The sequence below is a fragment of the Streptomyces sichuanensis genome (assembly GCF_020328095.1).
Taxonomy (GTDB): Bacteria; Actinomycetota; Actinomycetes; order Streptomycetales; family Streptomycetaceae; genus Streptomyces; species Streptomyces cinnamoneus.
Genome location: NZ_JAIXMK010000087.1, coordinates 15,021 through 33,290 on the forward strand (window position 1 = coordinate 15,021; position 18,270 = coordinate 33,290).

General features: G+C 67.9%; 20 protein-coding genes and 1 tRNA gene. 7 read left to right on the forward strand and 14 right to left on the reverse strand.

Features of this window, described 5'->3' with window-relative positions:
- Positions 1-70: 70 nt before the first annotated feature.
- The gene (locus LE181_RS23010) at positions 71-976 is read right to left on the reverse strand and encodes a LysR family transcriptional regulator (RefSeq protein ID WP_225663393.1); all 906 of its coding nucleotides are present in this window, start codon (positions 974-976) and stop codon (positions 71-73) included.
- Positions 977-1,064: 88 nt separating this feature from the next.
- On the opposite strand from LE181_RS23010, the gene LE181_RS23015 reads away from it, so the two are divergent.
- Positions 1,065-1,928 carry an alpha/beta fold hydrolase gene (locus tag LE181_RS23015; RefSeq protein ID WP_225663394.1) on the forward strand — a complete coding sequence of 288 codons (864 nt, stop codon included), beginning with the start codon at positions 1,065-1,067 and terminating at the stop codon, positions 1,926-1,928.
- Between the two features lie 139 nt (positions 1,929-2,067).
- Positions 2,068-2,142: transfer RNA gene (locus tag LE181_RS23020), tRNA-Cys, on the forward strand.
- A gap of 29 nt (positions 2,143-2,171) precedes the next feature.
- On the opposite strand, the gene LE181_RS23025 is transcribed toward LE181_RS23020, so the two are convergent.
- On the reverse strand, positions 2,172-2,579 hold the full coding sequence (locus LE181_RS23025; RefSeq protein ID WP_225663395.1) for a hypothetical protein: 408 nt from the start codon (positions 2,577-2,579) through the stop codon (positions 2,172-2,174).
- Between the two features lie 98 nt (positions 2,580-2,677).
- A complete protein-coding gene (locus tag LE181_RS23030; protein ID WP_225663396.1) occupies positions 2,678-3,370 on the reverse strand; it encodes a rhomboid family intramembrane serine protease in 693 nt (230 codons plus the stop codon).
- Between the two features lie 145 nt (positions 3,371-3,515).
- Here LE181_RS23030 and LE181_RS23035 point away from each other — a divergent pair, with 145 nt between their 5' ends.
- Positions 3,516-4,277: a DUF4190 domain-containing protein gene (locus LE181_RS23035; protein WP_225663397.1), complete on the forward strand. Its 762-nt coding sequence runs from the start codon at positions 3,516-3,518 to the stop codon at positions 4,275-4,277.
- 20 nt (positions 4,278-4,297) lie between these two features.
- Positions 4,298-4,615 carry a hypothetical protein gene (locus tag LE181_RS23040; RefSeq protein WP_225663398.1) on the forward strand — a complete coding sequence of 106 codons (318 nt, stop codon included), beginning with the start codon at positions 4,298-4,300 and terminating at the stop codon, positions 4,613-4,615.
- A 22-nt stretch (positions 4,616-4,637) separates the two neighbouring features.
- On the opposite strand, the gene LE181_RS32690 is transcribed toward LE181_RS23040, so the two are convergent.
- Both LE181_RS32690 and LE181_RS23050 read right to left on the reverse strand, forming a co-directional pair.
- A complete protein-coding gene (locus LE181_RS32690) occupies positions 4,638-4,883 on the reverse strand; it encodes a DUF6255 family natural product biosynthesis protein (protein WP_225663399.1) in 246 nt (81 codons plus the stop codon).
- The gene (locus LE181_RS23050; RefSeq protein WP_225663400.1) at positions 4,870-5,370 is read right to left on the reverse strand and encodes an ATP-binding protein; all 501 of its coding nucleotides are present in this window, start codon (positions 5,368-5,370) and stop codon (positions 4,870-4,872) included. The genes LE181_RS32690 and LE181_RS23050 overlap by 14 nt, the downstream gene beginning before the upstream one ends.
- A 275-nt stretch (positions 5,371-5,645) precedes the next feature.
- On the opposite strand from LE181_RS23050, the gene LE181_RS23055 reads away from it, so the two are divergent.
- The 3 genes from LE181_RS23055 (at position 5,646) to LE181_RS23065 (ending at position 7,163) form a co-directional block, all read left to right on the forward strand.
- Entirely contained in the window at positions 5,646-6,485 is an 840-nt protein-coding gene (locus tag LE181_RS23055; RefSeq protein WP_308103259.1) for a helix-turn-helix domain-containing protein, read from the forward strand.
- Positions 6,486-6,500: 15 nt separating this feature from the next.
- Positions 6,501-6,698, forward strand: a complete 198-nt coding sequence (locus tag LE181_RS23060; RefSeq protein ID WP_225663402.1) for a DUF397 domain-containing protein — start codon at positions 6,501-6,503, stop codon at positions 6,696-6,698.
- 102 nt (positions 6,699-6,800) lie between these two features.
- A complete protein-coding gene (locus LE181_RS23065) occupies positions 6,801-7,163 on the forward strand; it encodes a cupin domain-containing protein (protein ID WP_225663403.1) in 363 nt (120 codons plus the stop codon).
- 35 nt (positions 7,164-7,198) lie between these two features.
- Here LE181_RS23065 and LE181_RS23070 read toward each other — a convergent pair whose 3' ends face one another.
- The 9 genes from LE181_RS23070 to mycP form a co-directional block, all read right to left on the reverse strand.
- Positions 7,199-7,480: a DUF6881 domain-containing protein gene (locus LE181_RS23070; protein ID WP_225663404.1), complete on the reverse strand. Its 282-nt coding sequence runs from the start codon at positions 7,478-7,480 to the stop codon at positions 7,199-7,201.
- 1 nt (position 7,481) lies between these two features.
- Positions 7,482-12,458: a putative T7SS-secreted protein gene (locus tag LE181_RS23075; RefSeq protein WP_225663405.1), complete on the reverse strand. Its 4,977-nt coding sequence runs from the start codon at positions 12,456-12,458 to the stop codon at positions 7,482-7,484.
- On the reverse strand, positions 12,455-12,997 hold the full coding sequence (locus LE181_RS23080; RefSeq protein WP_225663406.1) for a hypothetical protein: 543 nt from the start codon (positions 12,995-12,997) through the stop codon (positions 12,455-12,457). The genes LE181_RS23075 and LE181_RS23080 overlap by 4 nt, the downstream gene beginning before the upstream one ends.
- Positions 12,998-13,041: 44 nt before the next feature.
- A complete protein-coding gene (locus LE181_RS23085) occupies positions 13,042-13,488 on the reverse strand; it encodes an SseB family protein (RefSeq protein ID WP_225663407.1) in 447 nt (148 codons plus the stop codon).
- 42 nt (positions 13,489-13,530) lie between these two features.
- Positions 13,531-13,947, reverse strand: coding sequence for a hypothetical protein (locus tag LE181_RS23090; RefSeq protein ID WP_225663408.1), 417 nt, complete (start codon positions 13,945-13,947; stop codon positions 13,531-13,533).
- A gap of 148 nt (positions 13,948-14,095) precedes the next feature.
- Positions 14,096-14,593 carry a hypothetical protein gene (locus LE181_RS23095; protein WP_225663409.1) on the reverse strand — a complete coding sequence of 166 codons (498 nt, stop codon included), beginning with the start codon at positions 14,591-14,593 and terminating at the stop codon, positions 14,096-14,098.
- 91 nt (positions 14,594-14,684) lie between these two features.
- Positions 14,685-16,496 (reverse strand): alpha/beta hydrolase, encoded by a 1,812-nt coding sequence (locus LE181_RS32505; protein WP_225663410.1) that lies wholly within the window; start codon positions 16,494-16,496, stop codon positions 14,685-14,687.
- A 10-nt stretch (positions 16,497-16,506) separates the two neighbouring features.
- Positions 16,507-16,932 (reverse strand): hypothetical protein, encoded by a 426-nt coding sequence (locus LE181_RS23105; protein WP_225663411.1) that lies wholly within the window; start codon positions 16,930-16,932, stop codon positions 16,507-16,509.
- 57 nt (positions 16,933-16,989) lie between these two features.
- Positions 16,990-18,186, reverse strand: coding sequence for a type VII secretion-associated serine protease mycosin (gene mycP, locus LE181_RS23110; RefSeq protein ID WP_308103265.1), 1,197 nt, complete (start codon positions 18,184-18,186; stop codon positions 16,990-16,992).
- Between the last annotated feature and the right edge of the window lie 84 nt (positions 18,187-18,270).

Consider the following 18,270-nt stretch of genomic DNA (forward strand, 5'->3'; position numbering starts at 1 on the left):
CTGATCCATCACGTCCAACGACAGTCTTTTGCCGGGTTCCCAAAGTGGGCTTATGGATGCGTCGGCACGCTCAGCAGCCGACCCGGCGGGCGGCGACGGCCTTCAGTTCGTCGAGGACGAGCGCGGTGGCCGGGATCCGGAGGTGCTCGCGCAGGACGTAGGCCGACACCTGACGGCGGCAGGCCGGGTCGAGGGCCCGTCCGGTGATCTTGTCGTGCCGGAGGAAGGACAACACCAGCCCCGGCATCATCGCCACCCCCAGCCCCTCGGCGACGAGGGACTGCACGACGAGGTTGTCGTCCGTTGTGAACGCGATGTCGGGTGCGAAGCCCTGCTCGGCGCATTCGTGCAGGAAATTGGTGCGGCAGCGCAGGCAGCCGGCGATCCAGCGCTCCTCGGCCAGGTCCGCGAGCTTGACGGCGCGGCGGCGGGCCAGCGGGTGCCCTATGGGCAGCAGGACGGTCAGCTGGTCCTCGAAGAGCGGTATTTCGACGAGCTCCTCGGGGACCTGTTCGTGCAGGCCGGGATAGGTGAAGGCCAGGGTGATGTCGCATTCGCCGCGCACCAGCCGGCGCAGCGAGTCGGGCGGTTCGCCCTCCTGCAGCTCGACGCGCACGCCCGGGTGGTCCGCGGCGAGCCGGGCCAGCGCCTCGGGTATGAGCGTGGCTCCCGCGCTGGGGAACGCGCACACGCGCACCCGGCCCGCGCGCAGCCGGGTCAGGGAGCTCATTTGCCGTTGCGCAGCGGTGAGGCTGTCGAGGATGACCTCCGCGTGCCGGGCGAGCGCCTCGCCGGCCTCGGTCAGCCGCATGCGCCGTCCGACCCGGGTGAACAGCGGGGTGCCCACGGCCCGTTCCAGGGCCTTCATCTGCTGGGTGATCGCGGGCTGGGTGTAGCCGAGCGCGCGGGCGGCAGCCGAATAGGACCCCGCGGTGACGACCGCGTGGAACGTCTTGATGTGCCGGGAGTCGAACACGCCGGAATCATAAGCGGAATTTGGGATCCGGGGGCGGGTGCGGGTGGCTTACTTCTGGATCAAGGGACATATCCGCCATGGTGGACTTATGCCACACTACGTCTCGTACGACGCGGCCGAACTGCACTACCGGGTGCTGGGAGAGGACAACGGCGAGGGCGGCCCACCGCTGGTCTGCCTCGCCGGAGGCCCCGGCCGGGACGCCGCGTACCTGGAGAACCTCGCCGGCCTCGACGCCCGCCGCCCCCTGATCGTCCCCGACAGCCGCGGCACGGGCGCCTCTCCCGCACCCGCGAACCCCGCGGCCTACGCCTTCCCCGCCCTGGCCGACGACCTGGAGTCGCTCCGCGACCATCTGGAGCTGGACCGCTTCGCCCTGCTGGCCCACGACGCGGCCTGCGCGACGGCCCAGGCGTACGCGGCCGCGCACGGCGACCACCTCACCCACCTGGTCCTGGTCACCCCCGGCTCCCGCCTCCAGGGCGAACTCCCCACGGACGCCGAGGACATCTTCGAGTCCCGCGCGACGGAGGAGTGGTGGGTCGACGCCTACGTGGCCGTGCACTCCCTGCCCGGGGCCACGGACCTCGCCGAGGTCCGCTCCCTCCTCCTCCGCGCGGCCCCCATGGCCTACGCCCGCTGGACCCCCGTCCAGCGCGCCCACGCCGCCCGCGAGCCCGACCAGCTGAACCCCGTCCCGCGCGCCGGCTTCTGGCAGGGCGTCGACGAACCCGCCCGCCTGGACCTCCTGCGCCGCCTGCGCGACGTCCACTGCCCCGTCCTCGTGGTGACGGGCGACCGCGACGCGATCACCGGCCTCCGCGCGGGCGAGGCGGTGGCCGCGTCCTTCCCGCGCGCCGTCCTGCGCCCGCTGCACGAGGTGGGCCACTACCCGTGGATCGACGAGCCGGACATGTTCCGCCCCCTGGTGGAGTCGTTCCTGGCGGTGTGAGGCGGGGCCCCGTGAACGCGGCATGACGGTCGTGTGGCGGGGCCGGAGGCGCCATTGATGCGGGGCGGGACGGGCCGTATGGTCGAGGTCGTCGCCGAGACGTTCGATGACGTGCAGCATCATTCGACGCGTTCGGCATGGCCGTGTGCCCGAGTGGCTTAGGGGCTCGCCTGCAAAGCGAGTTACGTGGGTTCGATTCCCGCCACGGCCTCCAGTGTCCTGATCGGACGAGCCCGCCGGTTGCTAGCCGGCCGAGCAGAGGCCGTCGTTCGGGCAGAACATCGCCCACGTGAAGTTGTAGCCGCTCCGCACGGTCACGGGATTCGGCATGGGGCCGAAGTTGACGTAGGACCCCGGGTCGGGCGTGGCGGTGAAGGTGACCGTCGTTCCGACCTCGAAGCTCGCGGTGCAGGCACCGGTCGGGTTCGGCGGCGGGTCCTCGCCCGAGTACGGGTCCCACGCCGTCGTGTGGCAGTTGATCCCGGCGGGCTGGCTGGTGACGGTTCCGCCGCCCCAGCCGTCGGTGATCCACGCGGACAGTTCCGCGGTCTGCTGAGCCTGAACCGGGGCGGCGGAGACGATCGCGGCGGCCGTGGCGAGTGCGGTGACGACTCCCGTGGCGCGCCAGGCGCCCTTTCTGTTCTTCCTCATCGGAGGCTCCTCGGATCGAAGTGATTCGACCCCTGCAACCAGCCTATGAGTCCCTTCGGGCAGCTGCTACGGGAGCGGGTGCGGCATCTGTGCCCGGCTCAGAGCAGCCCGAGGTCGCGCAGTTCCTTGTGCAGGTCGGCGCGGGGATGGCCGGCGGAGCTGCTGTCCGGGACGGCCGGCGTGGCCGCCGGGGCGGGGGCAGGGGTTCGCCGGTCGCGGAAGACCCACGCGCCGATGACGCCCCCGACGAGCCCGCCGAGGTGGGCGAGCCAGCTGATGCCGGGGGTGCCGGGGACCGTGAGGGTGAGGGTGTAGGCGTACGAGGCGCCCATGACGACGCCGACGAGACTGTCGATGAGGTGCCGGTCGAAGAACCCGCGCACGACGACGTACCCGAAGTACCCGAAGACGAGCCCGCTGGCACCGACCGTGCCGACGCCGTCGTGTTCGAAGCACCAGATCGCCAGCCCGCTGGCCACCGCGACCAGCGCCGTCAGCCCGAAGAAGCGGGCCACCCCGCGGTAGGCGGCCAGGAAGCCGAAGACGAAGAGCGGACCGGAATTGCTCTCGATGTGCTGCCAGCTCAGGTGGAGGAAGGGCGCGGTGAGCATGCCGGGAATGCACTCGACGTCACCGGCGACCACGGCGTACCGGCGGGCGAGGTCGTAGTCGCTCCCCCAGTTGGCCAGCTGCAGCGCCCAGACGACGGCCAGGAAGCCGAACATCACGAAGAACGCCTTCCGCGCCTCGGCGATCATCTGCTCGGCGGTGACCGCCGGTGTCCTGCTCAATCCACTCATCCCGATCCACCCGTGCCACGGGGCGTGCCCCCGTGCGTGCGTACCTTACGTAGGGTCGGCATGGGTACTGCTACTCAGTCCGGTTTGAGTGGGCGACCGCTCCCGGGAAGCACCCGCCGGCGTGTGTGATCACTGCATGAACACGAAGCCGCGGCCGGACCGCCTCCCCGACCTCACGCCGAAGCAGCCCAACGGCGCCGGCATGGCGTCGCTGACGCTGGCCGTCGTGGCGGTCCTGGCCTCCCTGACGCTCGTCGGCATCCCCTTCGCCATCCTCATCGGTCTGGCCGCCGCGATCTGCGGTCTGATCGGGCGGGGGAAATTCAAGCGCGGCGAGACGACCGAGGGCGGCCCGGCCCTCGCGGGACTGATCGTGGGCACGACGGCCGCCGTGGTCTGCCTCGGCCTGACGGCGTGGTTCATCAACGGCCTCTCCCACCTCCACGACAGGCCCGAGGACCTGGTCTCGAAGGGCGCGAAGTACGGCGGCACCCCGCTGGCCGCGGGCCAGACGGCCCGCTACCGGGACGGCATGAAGGTGACGGTGGGCAAGGCCCGCCGCGTGCCCAGCCTCCCCGGGGACCTCCTTCTGGGAAAGGACGAGCTGACCTACGAGTTCGCGGTGACGTACGTCAACGACCAGAAGAAGTCCGTCCGGCTGGCCGGGAACGGGATCGACATGGAGAAGAAGATCCTGCCGGGCAACCTCACCCCCACCGGCCCGATGAGCCCGACGTTCGACCGCGAGAACCCCTGGTTCCCCAAGGAGCTCGCGCCCCACCAGAAGGTGACGGTGAAGCTGCACGTCAACGTCCCGCCGGGCTCGACCGACCTCGACTTCACCTGCTCCCCGACGGACTACCGCGACGACGCCCACTGGGTGCTGTCGCTCCGCTAGCAGCCGGAAGGGCGCCTGCCGTGCAGACCAAGAACAACCGCTTCCTGACCGTCCTGGCGGCGACCCTGTGGGTGATCACGCTCCACGCCGTGGGCCTCTGCCTGGTGGTGGTGCTGATGATCGCCGTGTGGAGCGCCGCGGCGGAACACCCGGCCGAGGCGGGCGGATTCCTCCTCCAGGTGGCCGGGGTGCTGGCGGCCGGGGCGGCGCTCCTGTCGTGCGTCTGGTACGCCCTGAAGCGCGCGGGCCTCTCCCCCGCCGCCCGCTCGGCCGTCACGGGAGCCCTGGCCTGCCCGGGCCCGGTGGCGCTGGCGCTGTACCTCTACGCGGGACAGTAGGAACGGACCGCGGAACGGGCGGCTACGCGGGGCAGTAGGAACGGACCGCGGAACGGGCGGCCATGGCGAGGCCGATGCTCCGGGCAGCGGCCCGATCGGCCACGCCCCTCCGCCGGGCGGACGGTACGAGCACGTGCGCCAGGCCCGGTGGCCGCACGGCCCCGTAGTCCCGGAACCGCCGCACCCCGCACACGGGACACCGCATCTCTCCCGGCCGCGCACCCTCTGCCCAGCCCTCCCGGTGCGCACACGGCTCACAGCGTGGCATAGCGCGCCCCCGCCTGGCGCGGCACGACGACCCACAGCTTGCTGCCGCCGACGGGCTTGCCGGCCGCCGCCAGCCCGAGCACGCCCCCGCACTCGTCCACGACGGCCTCCAACGGCCCGAGCGCCTCACGCCGGTACGCCCGGCAGGCCCGCCCGGCACCGCTGCTCTCGGCGTGCTCGGGATGCTCGTCGAAGACGGTCACCCGCAGCACCCCGAACCGCCAGCGCACGGCGAGGCTGACGTCCCGCCCGGGCGTGAACACGAAGGCGTTCCCCAACAGCTCGGACGCGGCGAGCACCCCGAGCTCGGCCAGATCGGCGAGCCCGTGCTCGCCCAGCAGCCGCCCGACGACGCTACGGGCCATGCCGAGCGTGTAGGCGCCGCCGGGCAGCCCGAGGGAGTAATTGAGGTTGCTGCGGGTGGGGCCTGAGGGTGGTGCTTCGATACGGGGCGAACTGGCGGCGGGGCAGGTTTCGTTGATGCTCATGCGCGGACTCCAGAGGACAGAAGGGAGTTCTCGCACGCGGACAGCGGACCGGTGGCCTGCCTCCCTGGGCGCGGACACACCCCACCCAGGGAAGGAGGGCATGCCCACGCGGTGCACTTCCGGCGCCACGGCGTGTGAGCGAAGCGGTACCGAAGGTAGCGCATCCCCGGCTTACTGTTTGCCGCTTCCGTAAAACGGTTCTACGGATGGCTGTGGCGCCCCCGCTGGGGGCAGACTGTGGCCGAACGGAGAGAGGTGACATGCCACCGAGAAGCGTGCCGACAGTCCGTCAACGCAGGCTGGGCAGTGAGCTCCGCAAGATCCGCGAGGCAGCGGGCCTCTCCACACAGGAGGCCGGAGCCCTCATCGGCGTGAACCGAACGCGGATCCCGAACATCGAGTCCGGCCGCTTCGGCATCAGCCCCGAACGAGTCCGCGCCTTGGCGCTCCACTACGGCTGCTCGGATCACCGCCTGATCGAAGCCTTGGCCGACATCGCCCAGGAGCGCGGCACCTACTGGTGGGAGTCCTACCGCGGCCTGTTGCCTCCCGGCTTCCTGGACGTGACCGAGCTTGAGCACCATGCGTCCGGCATCCGGATGTTCCTCATGGTTCACATGCCCGGCCTGCTGCAGACGGCCGAGCACGCACGCGCCGTCTTCGAGCAGTCACTCGCTTCCCTCCCGGCCAAGGAGATCGAGCTGCGCGCCACCCATCGCATGCGCCGCCAGGAGATCCTCACCATCCGGGAAAACCCTCCGCAGTACACGGCGATCATTCACGAGGCGGCGCTGAAGATGCAGTTCGGTGGCCCCAAAGTCGCCAGAACACAGCTGAACCACCTGCTCGACATGAGCGAACGGCCCCACATCACCCTCCGCGCCCTCCCCTTCGCCGCCCAGGGATTCGCCGGCCCGGGCCAGCCGATCTGCTACGCCAGCGGCGCGGTGCAGCAGCTCGACACGGTTCAGCTGGACAGCTTCCACGGCCCCGTCTTCATCGACTCGGAACAGCAGCTGGCGAACTACCGCGGCCTGCTCGACAAGGCGGAGGCGATGTCCCTTTCACCGGCGGCGACACGCGACCTCATCCACGGAATTGCACAGCAACTCTGAAAGGAACGATCGGACATGAGCGAGATCCGTTGGCAGGAACCGTTATGCGGAGGCGACGGCGGCAACTCCTGCCTCCAGATCGGCCACACCGCAGACGGCATCCCACTACTCCGCGAGACAACGCACCCGGACGAACTGATCCGCACCACCCGGCAGGGCCTCCGCAACCTGATAGAGGCGGCGAAGCGCGGCGAGCTGGACCACCTGCTCTGACCGCCCCGTCACTCGCCCGGCCCTCACACCGCGCAGCCGGCCACACCCAGGACTAACTTCGACAGAGTCGCTCGATGGCCCGTTGCTCAAGGAGGAGCCTCCATGGCCGGTCTCGTACGCAAGAGCTTCGACTCGCCGGAGGAGGTCCGCCCCTTCGAGGAAGGGAAGGGACGCCTGGAACTGGTGAACGTGGGCGCAGGCCCGGTGGGCCGGGCGACGTTCGAGCCGGGCTGGAAGTGGTCGAAGCACGTCAAGCCGATCGCGGGAACGGACAGCTGCGAGGCGTCGCACACGGGCTATGTGATCGCGGGCCGCATGAAGGTCGTGATGAACGACGGCGAAGAAGCGGAGTTCGGCCCGGGCGACTACATGATCTGCCCACCCGGCCACGACGCCTGGGTCCTCGGCGACGACCCGTGCGTCTTCATCGACTGGCAGGGCTTCGCCGACTACGCAAAGCGCTAGGCGTGCGGGCTGAGTTAAAGGGAGAGCAGACGGGTCTAATCAGGCCACACGGCCCGAGCCCACGCCTCTTCGAACTCATGGCGCGAGATGAACTGAGCCGAAAATTCCGGCTGCGCCGCCACCTCCTCTATCGCCCCAACCGGAATCTCACTCAACCCAACCATTCGCCCCTCATGCTGCCCATCCGCCTTGAGGAGACGGCCGTCGCGAAATTCTACAACCTTTCGATTCTCGTACCCGTCTTCGCCCACCTCGCTGAGGAGAAGGATGGGCTCTTCCGCGAAGTCGTGATGCCAGACGACACTCCAATACTCCATCTCAATTCCTTCCGTGATTCACGATCCTATCGGTCAAGTCAAGCGATTCCGAGTTGCGTATAACGTACACATCAGGCCGCTCAACAGACCGCATCACCTCCAGCCCCCTCACATCTATTTCGACGAAGTGGGTAAATCTTGCACCCGCCCAAGGAACTTGAAAGAAGGCGTACGAAAGCTGCCCTCTAGTCTTACTCCCCGGCTGTATGTCAGACAAATACTGCCCGTCGCCGAATCGCGCATCCTTCGGACTGTTAGCCTTCAAGGAAGGCCACAACTCGTTGCTTTCCAAGACTCCGTTGTACCCTTTTTCATTGGTGTAATGCATGAGCGTCCCAAGTTCTTCCTCGGGAACTCTTTCGACAGGCCCGGGCTCTGAATAGGGTGCTAGCCCAAAGGGATCGGCCACATGGTGCGGGTTGTGGACATACGCCGCCGGATTCGGCGCCGGCGCCAGCCCCAGCGGGTCCACCGACGCGTACCGCCCCGTCTCCGGGTCGTAGTGCCGATGGAAGTTGTAGTGAAGTCCCGTCTCCGGGTCGAAGTACTGGCCCGGGAAACGCAGCGGCGTGTACGTCGCACTGTCGCGCGGCCACGTCGTCGTGCCCCACAGCGTCGCGCGCGTGCGCCACGCCACCGTGCCCGACTCGTCGACCAGTTCACTCGGCGTGCCGACCAGGTCCGTGACGATCGCGAAGAAACGGCTGTCGATCTCGTGCTGCGGCGCATCCGCCGCCGATATTCGTTCCGTCTGCGCGACCGGGCGCAGGCCGTCGTGGTCCCACGTCAGCGTGACCGGGTTCGGGAGGTTCCCCGCCGTCGTCGTCTGTTCGGCGAGCGTCGGGCCGTCCCACGTGAAGTCGACCCTCTCCGCCACCTCACCCGAAGCGGCGAGCCGCTCCTTCGCCACGCGACGGCCCAGCGGGTCGTACAGGTACCGCCACCGCGTACCGTCCGGCGTCACCACCGCCGTCAGGCGGTCCTCCGCGTCCCACTCGTAGCGCCACGTGTCCGGTTTCCGCGACAGGCGGGTCTTCTGTCGCAGGACCACCCGCCCCTGAGCATCGTGTTCGTAGCGAACCCCGCCCGCCCGCACGATGCGCGTGCCCGCATACTCACGGGCACCCTGGGCCTCCGCGCCCGGGTGACCGGACGGCCACGACGCGTCCGTCTGGTTACCGGCCTCGTCGTAGGCGTACCGTTCCTGCCAGTCCGGCGCGGTCACCGCCGTCACGCGGCCTGCCGCGTCCAGGTCGAAGGTGCGGTCGTCGATGCCCACGAGGTAGCCGTCCCGGCGGTAGCGGTAGTTCCGCCGCTGTACCGACACACCGCCCGCCGTCACCGTCTGCGACCGCAGCCGGCCCGCCGCATCCCACTCCCGGGCCAGCGTGACGTCCTTGCCGAAGTGCCGCGCGATCTCGCGCCCCACCGCGTCGTGCTCGATGTCGAACGTACGGCCTGACGCCGTGAGCGAGGCGCGCCGGCCGCCCGCGTCGTACGTCCACGTGCTGACCGCCCCGGCCGGCGTGACGCGACGGGTCCGCCGGCCCAGTTCGTCGTAGCCGAACGTCAGCGTCCGGCCGTTCGTGGTCTCGGACTTGACGCGGCCCAACCGGTCCCGGCCGTACACCAGCGTCGCGTCCGGTCCCGCCGCCTCCAACAGGCGGCCGGCCGCGTCGTGCGCGTACGTCGTGACCGCGCCGTCGGCGTTCTTCGCCACCATCCGGCCGAGCACATCGTGCTCGTACGTGATCTCCTGCCCCAGCCCGTTCGTGCGGGCGGTGAGCTGTCCGGCCGCGTCGTGCGCGTACGTCAGGGTCCGGCCGTCGAAGTCCGTCTCGGACACCAGGCGGCCCGCGGGGTCGTAGGCGTACGACCAGGTCAGCCCCTGCGGGTTCCTGACCTGCGTCAACTGCAGCAGCGCGTCGTGCTCGAACGCGTACCGCACCCCGTCCGGCCCGGTCCGGGCGCAGATCTTGTCGAAGTGCGTGTATTCGTACGTCGTGACGCCGCCCACCGCGTCCGTGTGCGTGACGCAGTTGCCTTCGCCGTCGTACGTCCACGCCTGCGACGCGCCGTCCGGTTCGACGCGGCGGACGAGATAGCCCTCCACGGACCACTGCATGCGCGTCATGGCACCGAGCGGGTCGATGACGGCCGTCACCCGGCCGAAGGCATCGCGCCGGTACGTGGTCACCCCGCCCAGCGGGTCGGTCACCTCGACCGGCAGGCCGGCCCGGTTGCACCGCAGCCGCGTCGTGTTGCCCCGGGCGTCGGTGACCGACGCCGGATGACCCGCCTCGTCGTACGCGTACTGCGTGACCGCGCCCGCGGGGTCGGTGGTCGACGTACGGTTGCCCGCCGCGTCGTAGGTGTAGCGCCAGACGGTCCCGTCCGCGCCGGTCACCGTCTCCGGCCGGCCGTGCTCGGTGTACGTCGCCGTGGCCTCGCGCCCGTCCGGGCGTACGACGGTCGTCAGGCGGCCGTCGGCGTCGTAGCGGTACGCGGTCGTGCGGCCCAGCGGATCGGTGTGCGACAGCAGCCGGTCGTGGCGGTCCCACTGCATGCGCGTGACGGCGCCGTTGGGGTCGATCTCGGCGACGAGCTGCATCGCGTCGTTGAAGACGTGCTGGTGGGACTGGCCCAGCGCGTCGACGAGGGTCGTCGTCCGCAGGCCCGTCCGCGGGTCCGGTTCGCCGTACTCGATGCGGGCCGCCATGTGGCCCTCGGCACCGCTCTCGAAGACGCAGCGGTCGCGGTCGTCGTACTCGTACGTGTAGTGGCTGCCGTTGCGGTCGGTCCACGACGTGACCCGGCGCCGTTCGTCGTAGCCGAAGCGCAGGGGGCGGCCGGAGGAGTTGACGACGTCGGTGAGGTTGCCGTCGGTGTAGCCGTAGCGGATCAGCTCGGCGTCCGAGCCGTCGGTGCCGCCGCCTGCGAGGTGCAGCGCGGTGATGCGGCCGGCTTCGGTGGTGATGCGGATGCGGTAGCCGGCGCTGTGGGCGATCGCGATCGGCGTGCCGTCGGCCTCGTACTCGAAGGTGATCCAGTGACCGTTCCGGTCCGAGATCTGCTCCAGCAGGGCCAGATCGCCGCCGTACAGCGCGAAGTGCGAGGTGCGGCCGCTCGCGGGGTCGGTGATGACGTAGCCGTGGCCGTCCTCGGCGCAGGTCAGCGGCCAGCGCGGGCCGTTCGTCGGCAGTGTCGGAACGCCCGGTGCCGGGTGCGGGTAGCGGAGCAGCTTGCCGTCCTCGCAGACGAACACCACGCCCTGGGAGTCGATCTCCAGGCGCTGGTCCGCCGTGCTCGCCCATGAACGTCCCAGCCAGCGGCCCGCCCGGTAGTGCGAATGCACGCGGCGGGTGAAGAGGAGCGGCAGCGACGAGGGCAGGGAGACGTCAGTCTGGGGCAGGAACATGTACCCCGTGGCGAGGTCGACCGGGTCCGTGTTGCCGACGGTCTTCTGTCCGTCCGCCTGTCCCGTGGCCTCCGGGTTCTCGTCGGCGTGCGCCCGTGCCGCGCCCCGCTCGGCGCCGGTTTCCGCGCCCGCTCCGTCGTGGGCGCCGGCCCTTGATGCGCCGGACTCGGCCGTCTCCTGCGTCGTGCCTGCCGCACGGGCCTCGCCCTCGGCGGCCTCCTGCGCGGTGGTGCGGGTACTGCTCTCGGCCGCCTCCTCCGTCGCTGCACGCGCTTGGCCCTCGGCAGTCTCCCGTCCCGCCGTGCGCGTCCCGCTCTCGGCCGCGCCCCGTGCGCCCGCGCGCGCTTCGCTCCCGACCGCCGCCTGCCCGCTCCTGGTGGTCGCGGCCTCGGCTGCCGCCCGCTGTGTCGCCCCCCTCGCACCGGCTGTCACCCCTGCCCGCGCGCCGGCGCTTCCGCCGCCCGTGGCCAGAGCCAGCGCGAGGTTGCCGCCGAGCCGGCCCTCCGCCTCCCGGGGGTCCGTGCCCCAGCCGTCGCCGAGCAACACGCCGGGCAGCCGCTCGGGGTGCGATGCGAGGGACAGGATGCCCGTGGCGGTGTCGGAAAGCCCGGTGAGGTAATCCGCGGGGTGGGTGAGGTTGTGCACGTCGAACGGGTTCACGCTGCGCACGGTCCTCAACGTGTCCGTACCCGCGCGCCATACACCGCCGGCGTAGTGCATCCCCTCCACCATGCCGCCGTCGCGCAGGTCGAGGACGTCGGCCTTCATCCGGTCGGAGAACTTCGGGGTCTTCGGTGCGTTCGCGACCGCGCCTTCGATCGCGGACTTCGCCGTGTCCGCCGCCGCGTCCCGCTGCCTGCGGGCATCGGCCAGCAGCCGCTGGGCTTCCTCCATGTCGGCCTTGCCCGGCTTGCCGGGCTTCTCGGGCCGGGGGCCGGGGTCCTGGGCGTGGCTGAGCTTCAGGTTGTAGGCGATCGCCTGGGCGTTGTAGTCGTCGATCGCCCTCTTGTTGGCTTCGTGCCCCCTCTTCCACAGCTGTATCGCCTCCCTCGCCTGGCTCTGCGCCCAGGTGACGGTGTGGGCGTACGACTCCAGGGCGCGGGCTGCCGCGTCGAAGGCGTCGGCGGCCTGGGCCCACTTCTTCGGCTGCTCGACAAAGGCGGTGGTGAAGGCGTCCGCGCCCTCGCCCTTCCAGCCGGTCGCGCGGACCTGCCGCAAGGCGTCATGCGTGCCGTTGAAGGAGCGGTGGAAGTTACGCAGGTGGGTGACAGTGGCCTCGATCTGCCCGACGTCGCCGTGCACCAGCTGCTTGGGGTCCTCGCTCTGGCCGAGCTGATGCTCCCCGACGACGGCGCCGAGGTCGGAAGCGGTCTCGTCGCCCCAGCGCTCGACCTTGTCGGCGGTCCCGTGCGCACCGACCGCGTCCAGGCCACCGGCGACGATGTCGGTGCCCTTGTCGACGACCTTGCCGGCCGCCTTCTTGGTGTCGTCGAATCCTTTCTCGACGAGCTCGCCCGCCTTGTTGAAGCCCTGCTCGGCCAGGTCCCAGGGGCCGCTCATCGATAGTCCTCGATCTTGCTCGCGATTTCCCGGGCCATCTTGTAACCGGACTGCGGGCTGCCGGGTACGACCGTGCTGCTCTGGACGTCCTCCACCGCCCTTGACCACGACTCCTTGGCGTTCTCGCCCGCCTTGGCGAAGGACTCGCCGCTGTAGTCGGCGTCACGGACGGCCGTGATGGGGTTGTCGGCGAGCACGTCCTTGACGGACATGGCCTCGACCTGGTCCTCCGTCAGGTGCGGATTGCCGATGGCGGCGTTGACGGTGACCTTGAAGGTGTCCTTCAGGTACTGGTCCACTTCCCGGTAGTAGCCCGCCGCCAGCCCCACGCGGTGCGCGAACTCGCTCGCGTCCTGGACCAGGGCGCGGACTCCCCAGTCCCACCGGTTGCAGAAGGTCTTGAGCGAGGCCGCCAGGCCCTCGTGCCCCGCCGCCAGACCGGACAGGGCGAGTTCGTCGAAGCCGCGACCGACGGCGGCCGCGCCCGGCCCCGCCACGGTCTTCATCTCGCCGATCGCGGCGTTGATGCTTTTGGCCACGTCTCTGAGGGCGGCATTGCTCGCCTCTATGCCGGCGCCACCGCTCACTGTGCTGCTGCTCCCTCGACATGATTGGCGAAACGATTCTCTGCAGCGTCCAGCGCCACCGCGTCCGGCACGATCCCCCGCACCGGCGGGAACATCATCGGCCGCTCACTCCCGACGTCCAGAGCCACTCCGGCGGGCCCGCCGACCTGAGGGACGACAACATCGAGCAACCGCGCACCGAACACGGACAGATACCGCCACTCCTGCCCCTCGGCCAGACCACGCTCCACCGCGAACCGGGCCAGAGCCGCTTCGTCAGTGAACGCACAGACCCAACGAACCCCGCCGTACTCCACCGCCCAGAGCCCACCCGCCTCATCGAACGGCACGAGCACGGCGGCGCGGCGGAACTCTCCTACGAGGGATGCGGGGTGACCTTGGTGGGCGTGGACGGCGGCTATCTGATGCGCGAGGGGCGAGCGGGTGGGTGGGGAGTCGGTCATCAAGCGAAACCTGGAGCGCTATGGGCTGTTGTCGTGGAGGGGTCAGTAGCCATTGGGGTCAACGCCGTCGGGGGCCCTATAGGCGGGGGAAGTGACTGTGAAGCTGATGAGATCCGTCTTCGAGGATGTGGCATCGGCGCCCTGTCTCGTGCTCCTGGTCAGAAGCTCGGCGAAGAGGAAGGAGCCGTCCTTCTCGTGGCGCGCCTTGATCTGAAGCTGCTGCGCCTTGGAGTTCGCAGGCCCGTAGTGTGTGATCTTCCAACCGTGCTTCGGGAGTTCCTGGTGAAGTCGCTCGAAGCCGCTTGTCAGGGCATCTGGCGACAGCTTCCAGATCGACCAGTCGCGCTGGACGGTAAATCGTCCATTCGGCTTGTCGAATGTCACTGGCGCCGGCCCGCCATCCGTGACTTCGCCATGCAGCCCCGTGCTGTCGAGGATTCCACTCGACAGGCTGCCCACTTCATTCATTGCAGCTCTCGGATAAACCGTTCCCAGGTCACGCGCAGTGGGCTGTGCCTCAGGCTTATCAGGCTCGAAATATGTAGAGCCATATCCCGCCAAGCAGGTCAGAGTCAACAAAACAGCCGCGACGGCAGGCGCCCGCCGGTCAGTACCTATCCACTTTCTTACCCTCAGGGACCCTGAAGCATTCAGAAACGAGGTCAACCATGATGCGCGACTCCTTGCTCGCCCGCGGTCCATCGAATTCACCGGACTGATCCTTATTGAAGAGCGTTACATTTATCGCAAATTTTTGCCCCGGAGCATCGGCAGTCAACTCGAGGCTTTTGGCTGCGCTACTCTCATTGGCCCCGTAGCTAGTAACCTTCCAACCCCGCTCAGGGAGGTTTACCTTCAATCGATCCATGGCGCTTTTCATATCCGAGACCGGAGGGCCCCACAAAGACCAGGGGTGGTGAATCCTGTAGAAGTACTTACTGTCCCGCTCTTCACACACGGCCACGCCCGGCCCAGGATTACTCGTCCGACCCCTCAGCCCCATCGACTCCAAAATTTGACTGGAAAGATCCTTGGCCTGCCTCTGAGCGATCTCAATATCGCGCACCTCTGGGGTGGAGCTTTCATCCTTGCTGGATTCTTTCATATCCTCACATCCCGACGCGGCCCACACGGCCATTACAACCAGAAGAGAGCACACGACTCGCTGCCCGACGCGCGTCCGAGAGCCTGGTTTCTCAGCCACGCTTCACCTCACCGTACTGCTCAACGACGACAGCTGCTTGGTTCCTTAGACTAACCGAGCCCATTTTCCAGTAATCTCCATGACTATTTGAATCTGTCGCCATTATATTGGCGCCAAATTCTCTATCGGATGGGACGACTGGATGGGGCGGCATGGGAACCAGCCCGAACGCCGGGTCGGAATGCTCCCAGCCGCCGAGATTTACGACCTTTCCTCCAGCAGGTACCTTATCCTTGCTGAATGCAGCTGCTTCCGACCAGACGTGACCCTTGGGGGCGTCCAGGAGGTCGGCATGTTTCACCAGCATTCCAGGGCTCGCAACGGATACGATGTCATCGACCCCAAGATCACCCTTACGCGAGGCATCCCCAATTACTGTGGTTCCATAACTATGGCCAATTATGGTCGTGTGACTTTTGTCGGCTCCACCCTGAGCCTCTCGCAGACCGCCGAGAAAGCTGTTCAGCGTGGGTGCTGCTTCATGGGCGTAAGATTTAAAAGCAGCCGACGGGATAATTTCACCCTTCTCGAAAGGGTGGGCGTTTTGCGGGGCGCTGTACCCCATCCAAGTAATCGTTGAGACTTCCTGTGGCCCCGCTATGGAGTTCGTGGTGCGCCAGAGATCAGTCATGCGCCGAATGTCACCGTCCACGCTGCCCAGTTTAGCTGTCGTGCCCGGGACATAAACCGCCGTGTGGGTTGCAGTGTCGGGATTACCATTGGCGACCACAGCACGCCCCAGGCCCTTGGTGTCGAATCCTAGGAGATAGGCGTCCGGCAAACCGTTGTCTCCAGTTGCCTCGAACCGACTCTGGATCGCCTTCATGCCCTCGATATGATCGGCCACCCGCTTTTTCTCTCTCTCCCATTCCCTCCACTCGGGAGTGATCTGGTCCTTTGCCCCCATACGCCTGCCAAACCTGGCATTCATGCGCTGTTCATACTTCTCTGGCGGATGGCTTTTTAGAAACTCTGACTTTTCTTTCGCCGCGTCATACTCTTGCTGGAGCACGATACGGTTGGCTTCGTCGCGGACAGTGGCTGGTAGGCCGTCGAGGGCGCCGATGCTGGCCGGGTAAAGCGCGGTGTATTCGTCACGCTCAGCCTGGGGGAGGTTCTTCCACCACTGGGCGTTCTCTTTGGGAGACTTACCTTTGGGGATCTTGGAGTCTGAGAAGTGCCTGCCGGCGGCGGCGCGGACGTCACTGACGTCACGCGCGACGTCGGACGGGTCCGTATTCTTCAGATTCCCATCGGTGTTGAGCTTTGTCAGTGCCCTGGCGTACCGGCCGTCGATCTCGGTCGCTTCCTTGAGCGCCTCACCAATGCGGTTCGCGATGTCCTGGGCCTTGGCCTGGTTGGGGTCCGGGGTGCTGTCCGGCTTCAGCAGGGAGGGCATGGCGCCAGGGGCAGCCGGCGTCGGGGCGAGGGGGGCGGGCGTGTTCGCCGTCTTCGTGTACTCGACCGAGCCGTCGGGCTTGACCGTGAACTTCAGGCTTTGAGCTTCCTCAAGCGCTTGCTTGAGCTTCCGCTGCGGGGCCGCCAGTTCTTCGGCCAGGCCGCTGAGGGCTGTGCGGACGAGTCCGCACTCGGAGTGGATGTAGCGATAGTTGGCACTGAGCTGGTCGAGGTCTTTCAACGCAGCCTTGGCGGCGTCACCCTTCTGAGTGCCTCTGAGTTTGCCGAGCATCTCGTTGTCCACACGCCCCCGGGACGCGGCGGCACGGTTACTGACCGCGCTCCAGCCGTCGGCGGCCCTGGTGAACTTGGATGTGTCCAGGTTCTTCAACTCGTCGATGGTCACCACTGGCCGGTCACCGGGCCCGGCTGTAGTCGTCGATCTTCGACTTGGTGCCGGCGCCCTCGAACGACGCCTTCACCGCGGCCTCGTTCTCGCCGAACTTAACGCCGGCTTCCTTGAGTGCTCCGTCGAGGTGCTGGCAGGCGGCCCGGACGGCGCCCAGGCGCGCTTCCCAGCCGCCGAGGATTCCGCTGAGTGCTGCCGCGCTCGCGAAGCCGGCTGTGCCGGTCTTGATGCCGTCGTGGGCGTGGCCGAGGTCTCTGACGGCCGAGTCCATCCCTTGGTGCAGCTCACCGGCGACGCCACTGGCGGTGGTCCAGGGGCGGACGCTTGCCTTGTGCGCATCGCCGCCTCCGCCGCCTCCGCCGCCTCCGGAGCCGGCGGAGGCCAGGAGTATGTGGGCCTCCTTGCTCTGCGGGGGGATTTGGGCGTCCGTCATCGTGACCTCGGGTGATGGGTGAATGGGAGCGGCTGGTTGGCAGAGTCTCGGTGACGTCTACCGGGGTGAGTGCGTGCGGCGGCGTGTGGCGAAGATGAGCAGGGGAACGCCGATCACCGCGACGGCGGCCAGGGCGATGCCGGCGATCAGGACGTTGCGCTTGGTGTTGCCGTCGCTCTTGTCGGCGGCGGCTTGGGGAGTGCCGGTGCCTCCGGCGGTGGGGGCTGGAGTAGCTGAGACTGCGGCGAGTTCGGGGAGCGGGCTCACGTTCGGGGGGCCGGGGTCACCGGGGTCTTTCAGTGCGATGCGAGGGCGAACGACGCCGTAGCCGATGCTGTCGCTGCGCTTCTCACCACTTTTGGGGCCGCCGGCGGTGTTGATGAGCACGCGGAGGACCTGGTTTGCCGTCCAGTCGGGGTGGGCGGACCAGATGAGGGCGGCGGAGGCGGAAGCTAGGGCGGTGGCTGCGCTTGTGCCGTGGCCGCGGCACACACCAGTCCCACCCTTACAGGTGTAGATCATGTTGTCGCCGGGAGCGGCGAGATCTACCTCCGGCCCACGTTGGGATTCAGCGGTCGCTTTGATGTCCTGATCAACCGCAGCTACTGCCACCACTCCTGGAATCGCAGCCGGATAACCCACTGGCTCGCCCTTTTCGCCACGATTACCGGTGCCAGCGAGGATCAACTTTCCCTTCGAGATGGCATATCTCACAGCTTCCTCTTGCTTCGCGCTTGCCGTCGGCGCAGACATCGAAACATTGATGACCTTCGCATCGGAATCCGCTGCATAGCGAATCGCCGACGCCATGGGGTCACCCAGGGGAAGTCGTTCGATGGGGGCACTGCTACTCAAAACTCGCAGTGGAAGGACCTTGACTCCCGGCGCAAGGCCAAATCCCCCAGACCCCCCGTTACCTCTCCCTGTCCCAGCGATCAGGACGGCCATGTCCGTCCCGTGTCCGTCATAGTCCGACTGAGCATCTCCAGTTACACCTGAGAAATCCTTACCAGGAAGAACTTGCCCCTGGATGTCCGGAAATCCCGAATCGACTCCCGTGTCAATGACAGCCACAGTTACACCGGCCCCTGTGCTTTTTTGCCACATCTCTTCGGCTCGCATCGCGCTCAGGTGCCACTGTTGGGAACGAATCGTGTCTGCCTGAGCAGGTTTGGAGCAGATAGCGAGAGCGAGAAAAGCAGCGGCACCACACACTACTGCTCCCCCAAGACTGGACGTCGGAAATCCACCCATGGCTTTCTCCTGTGCCTGCCTAATTCAGTCGATGACGGGAGGAGCGACACGGCGGCTTCCTGCAGCCCAAGTCTCTTCGTCCTC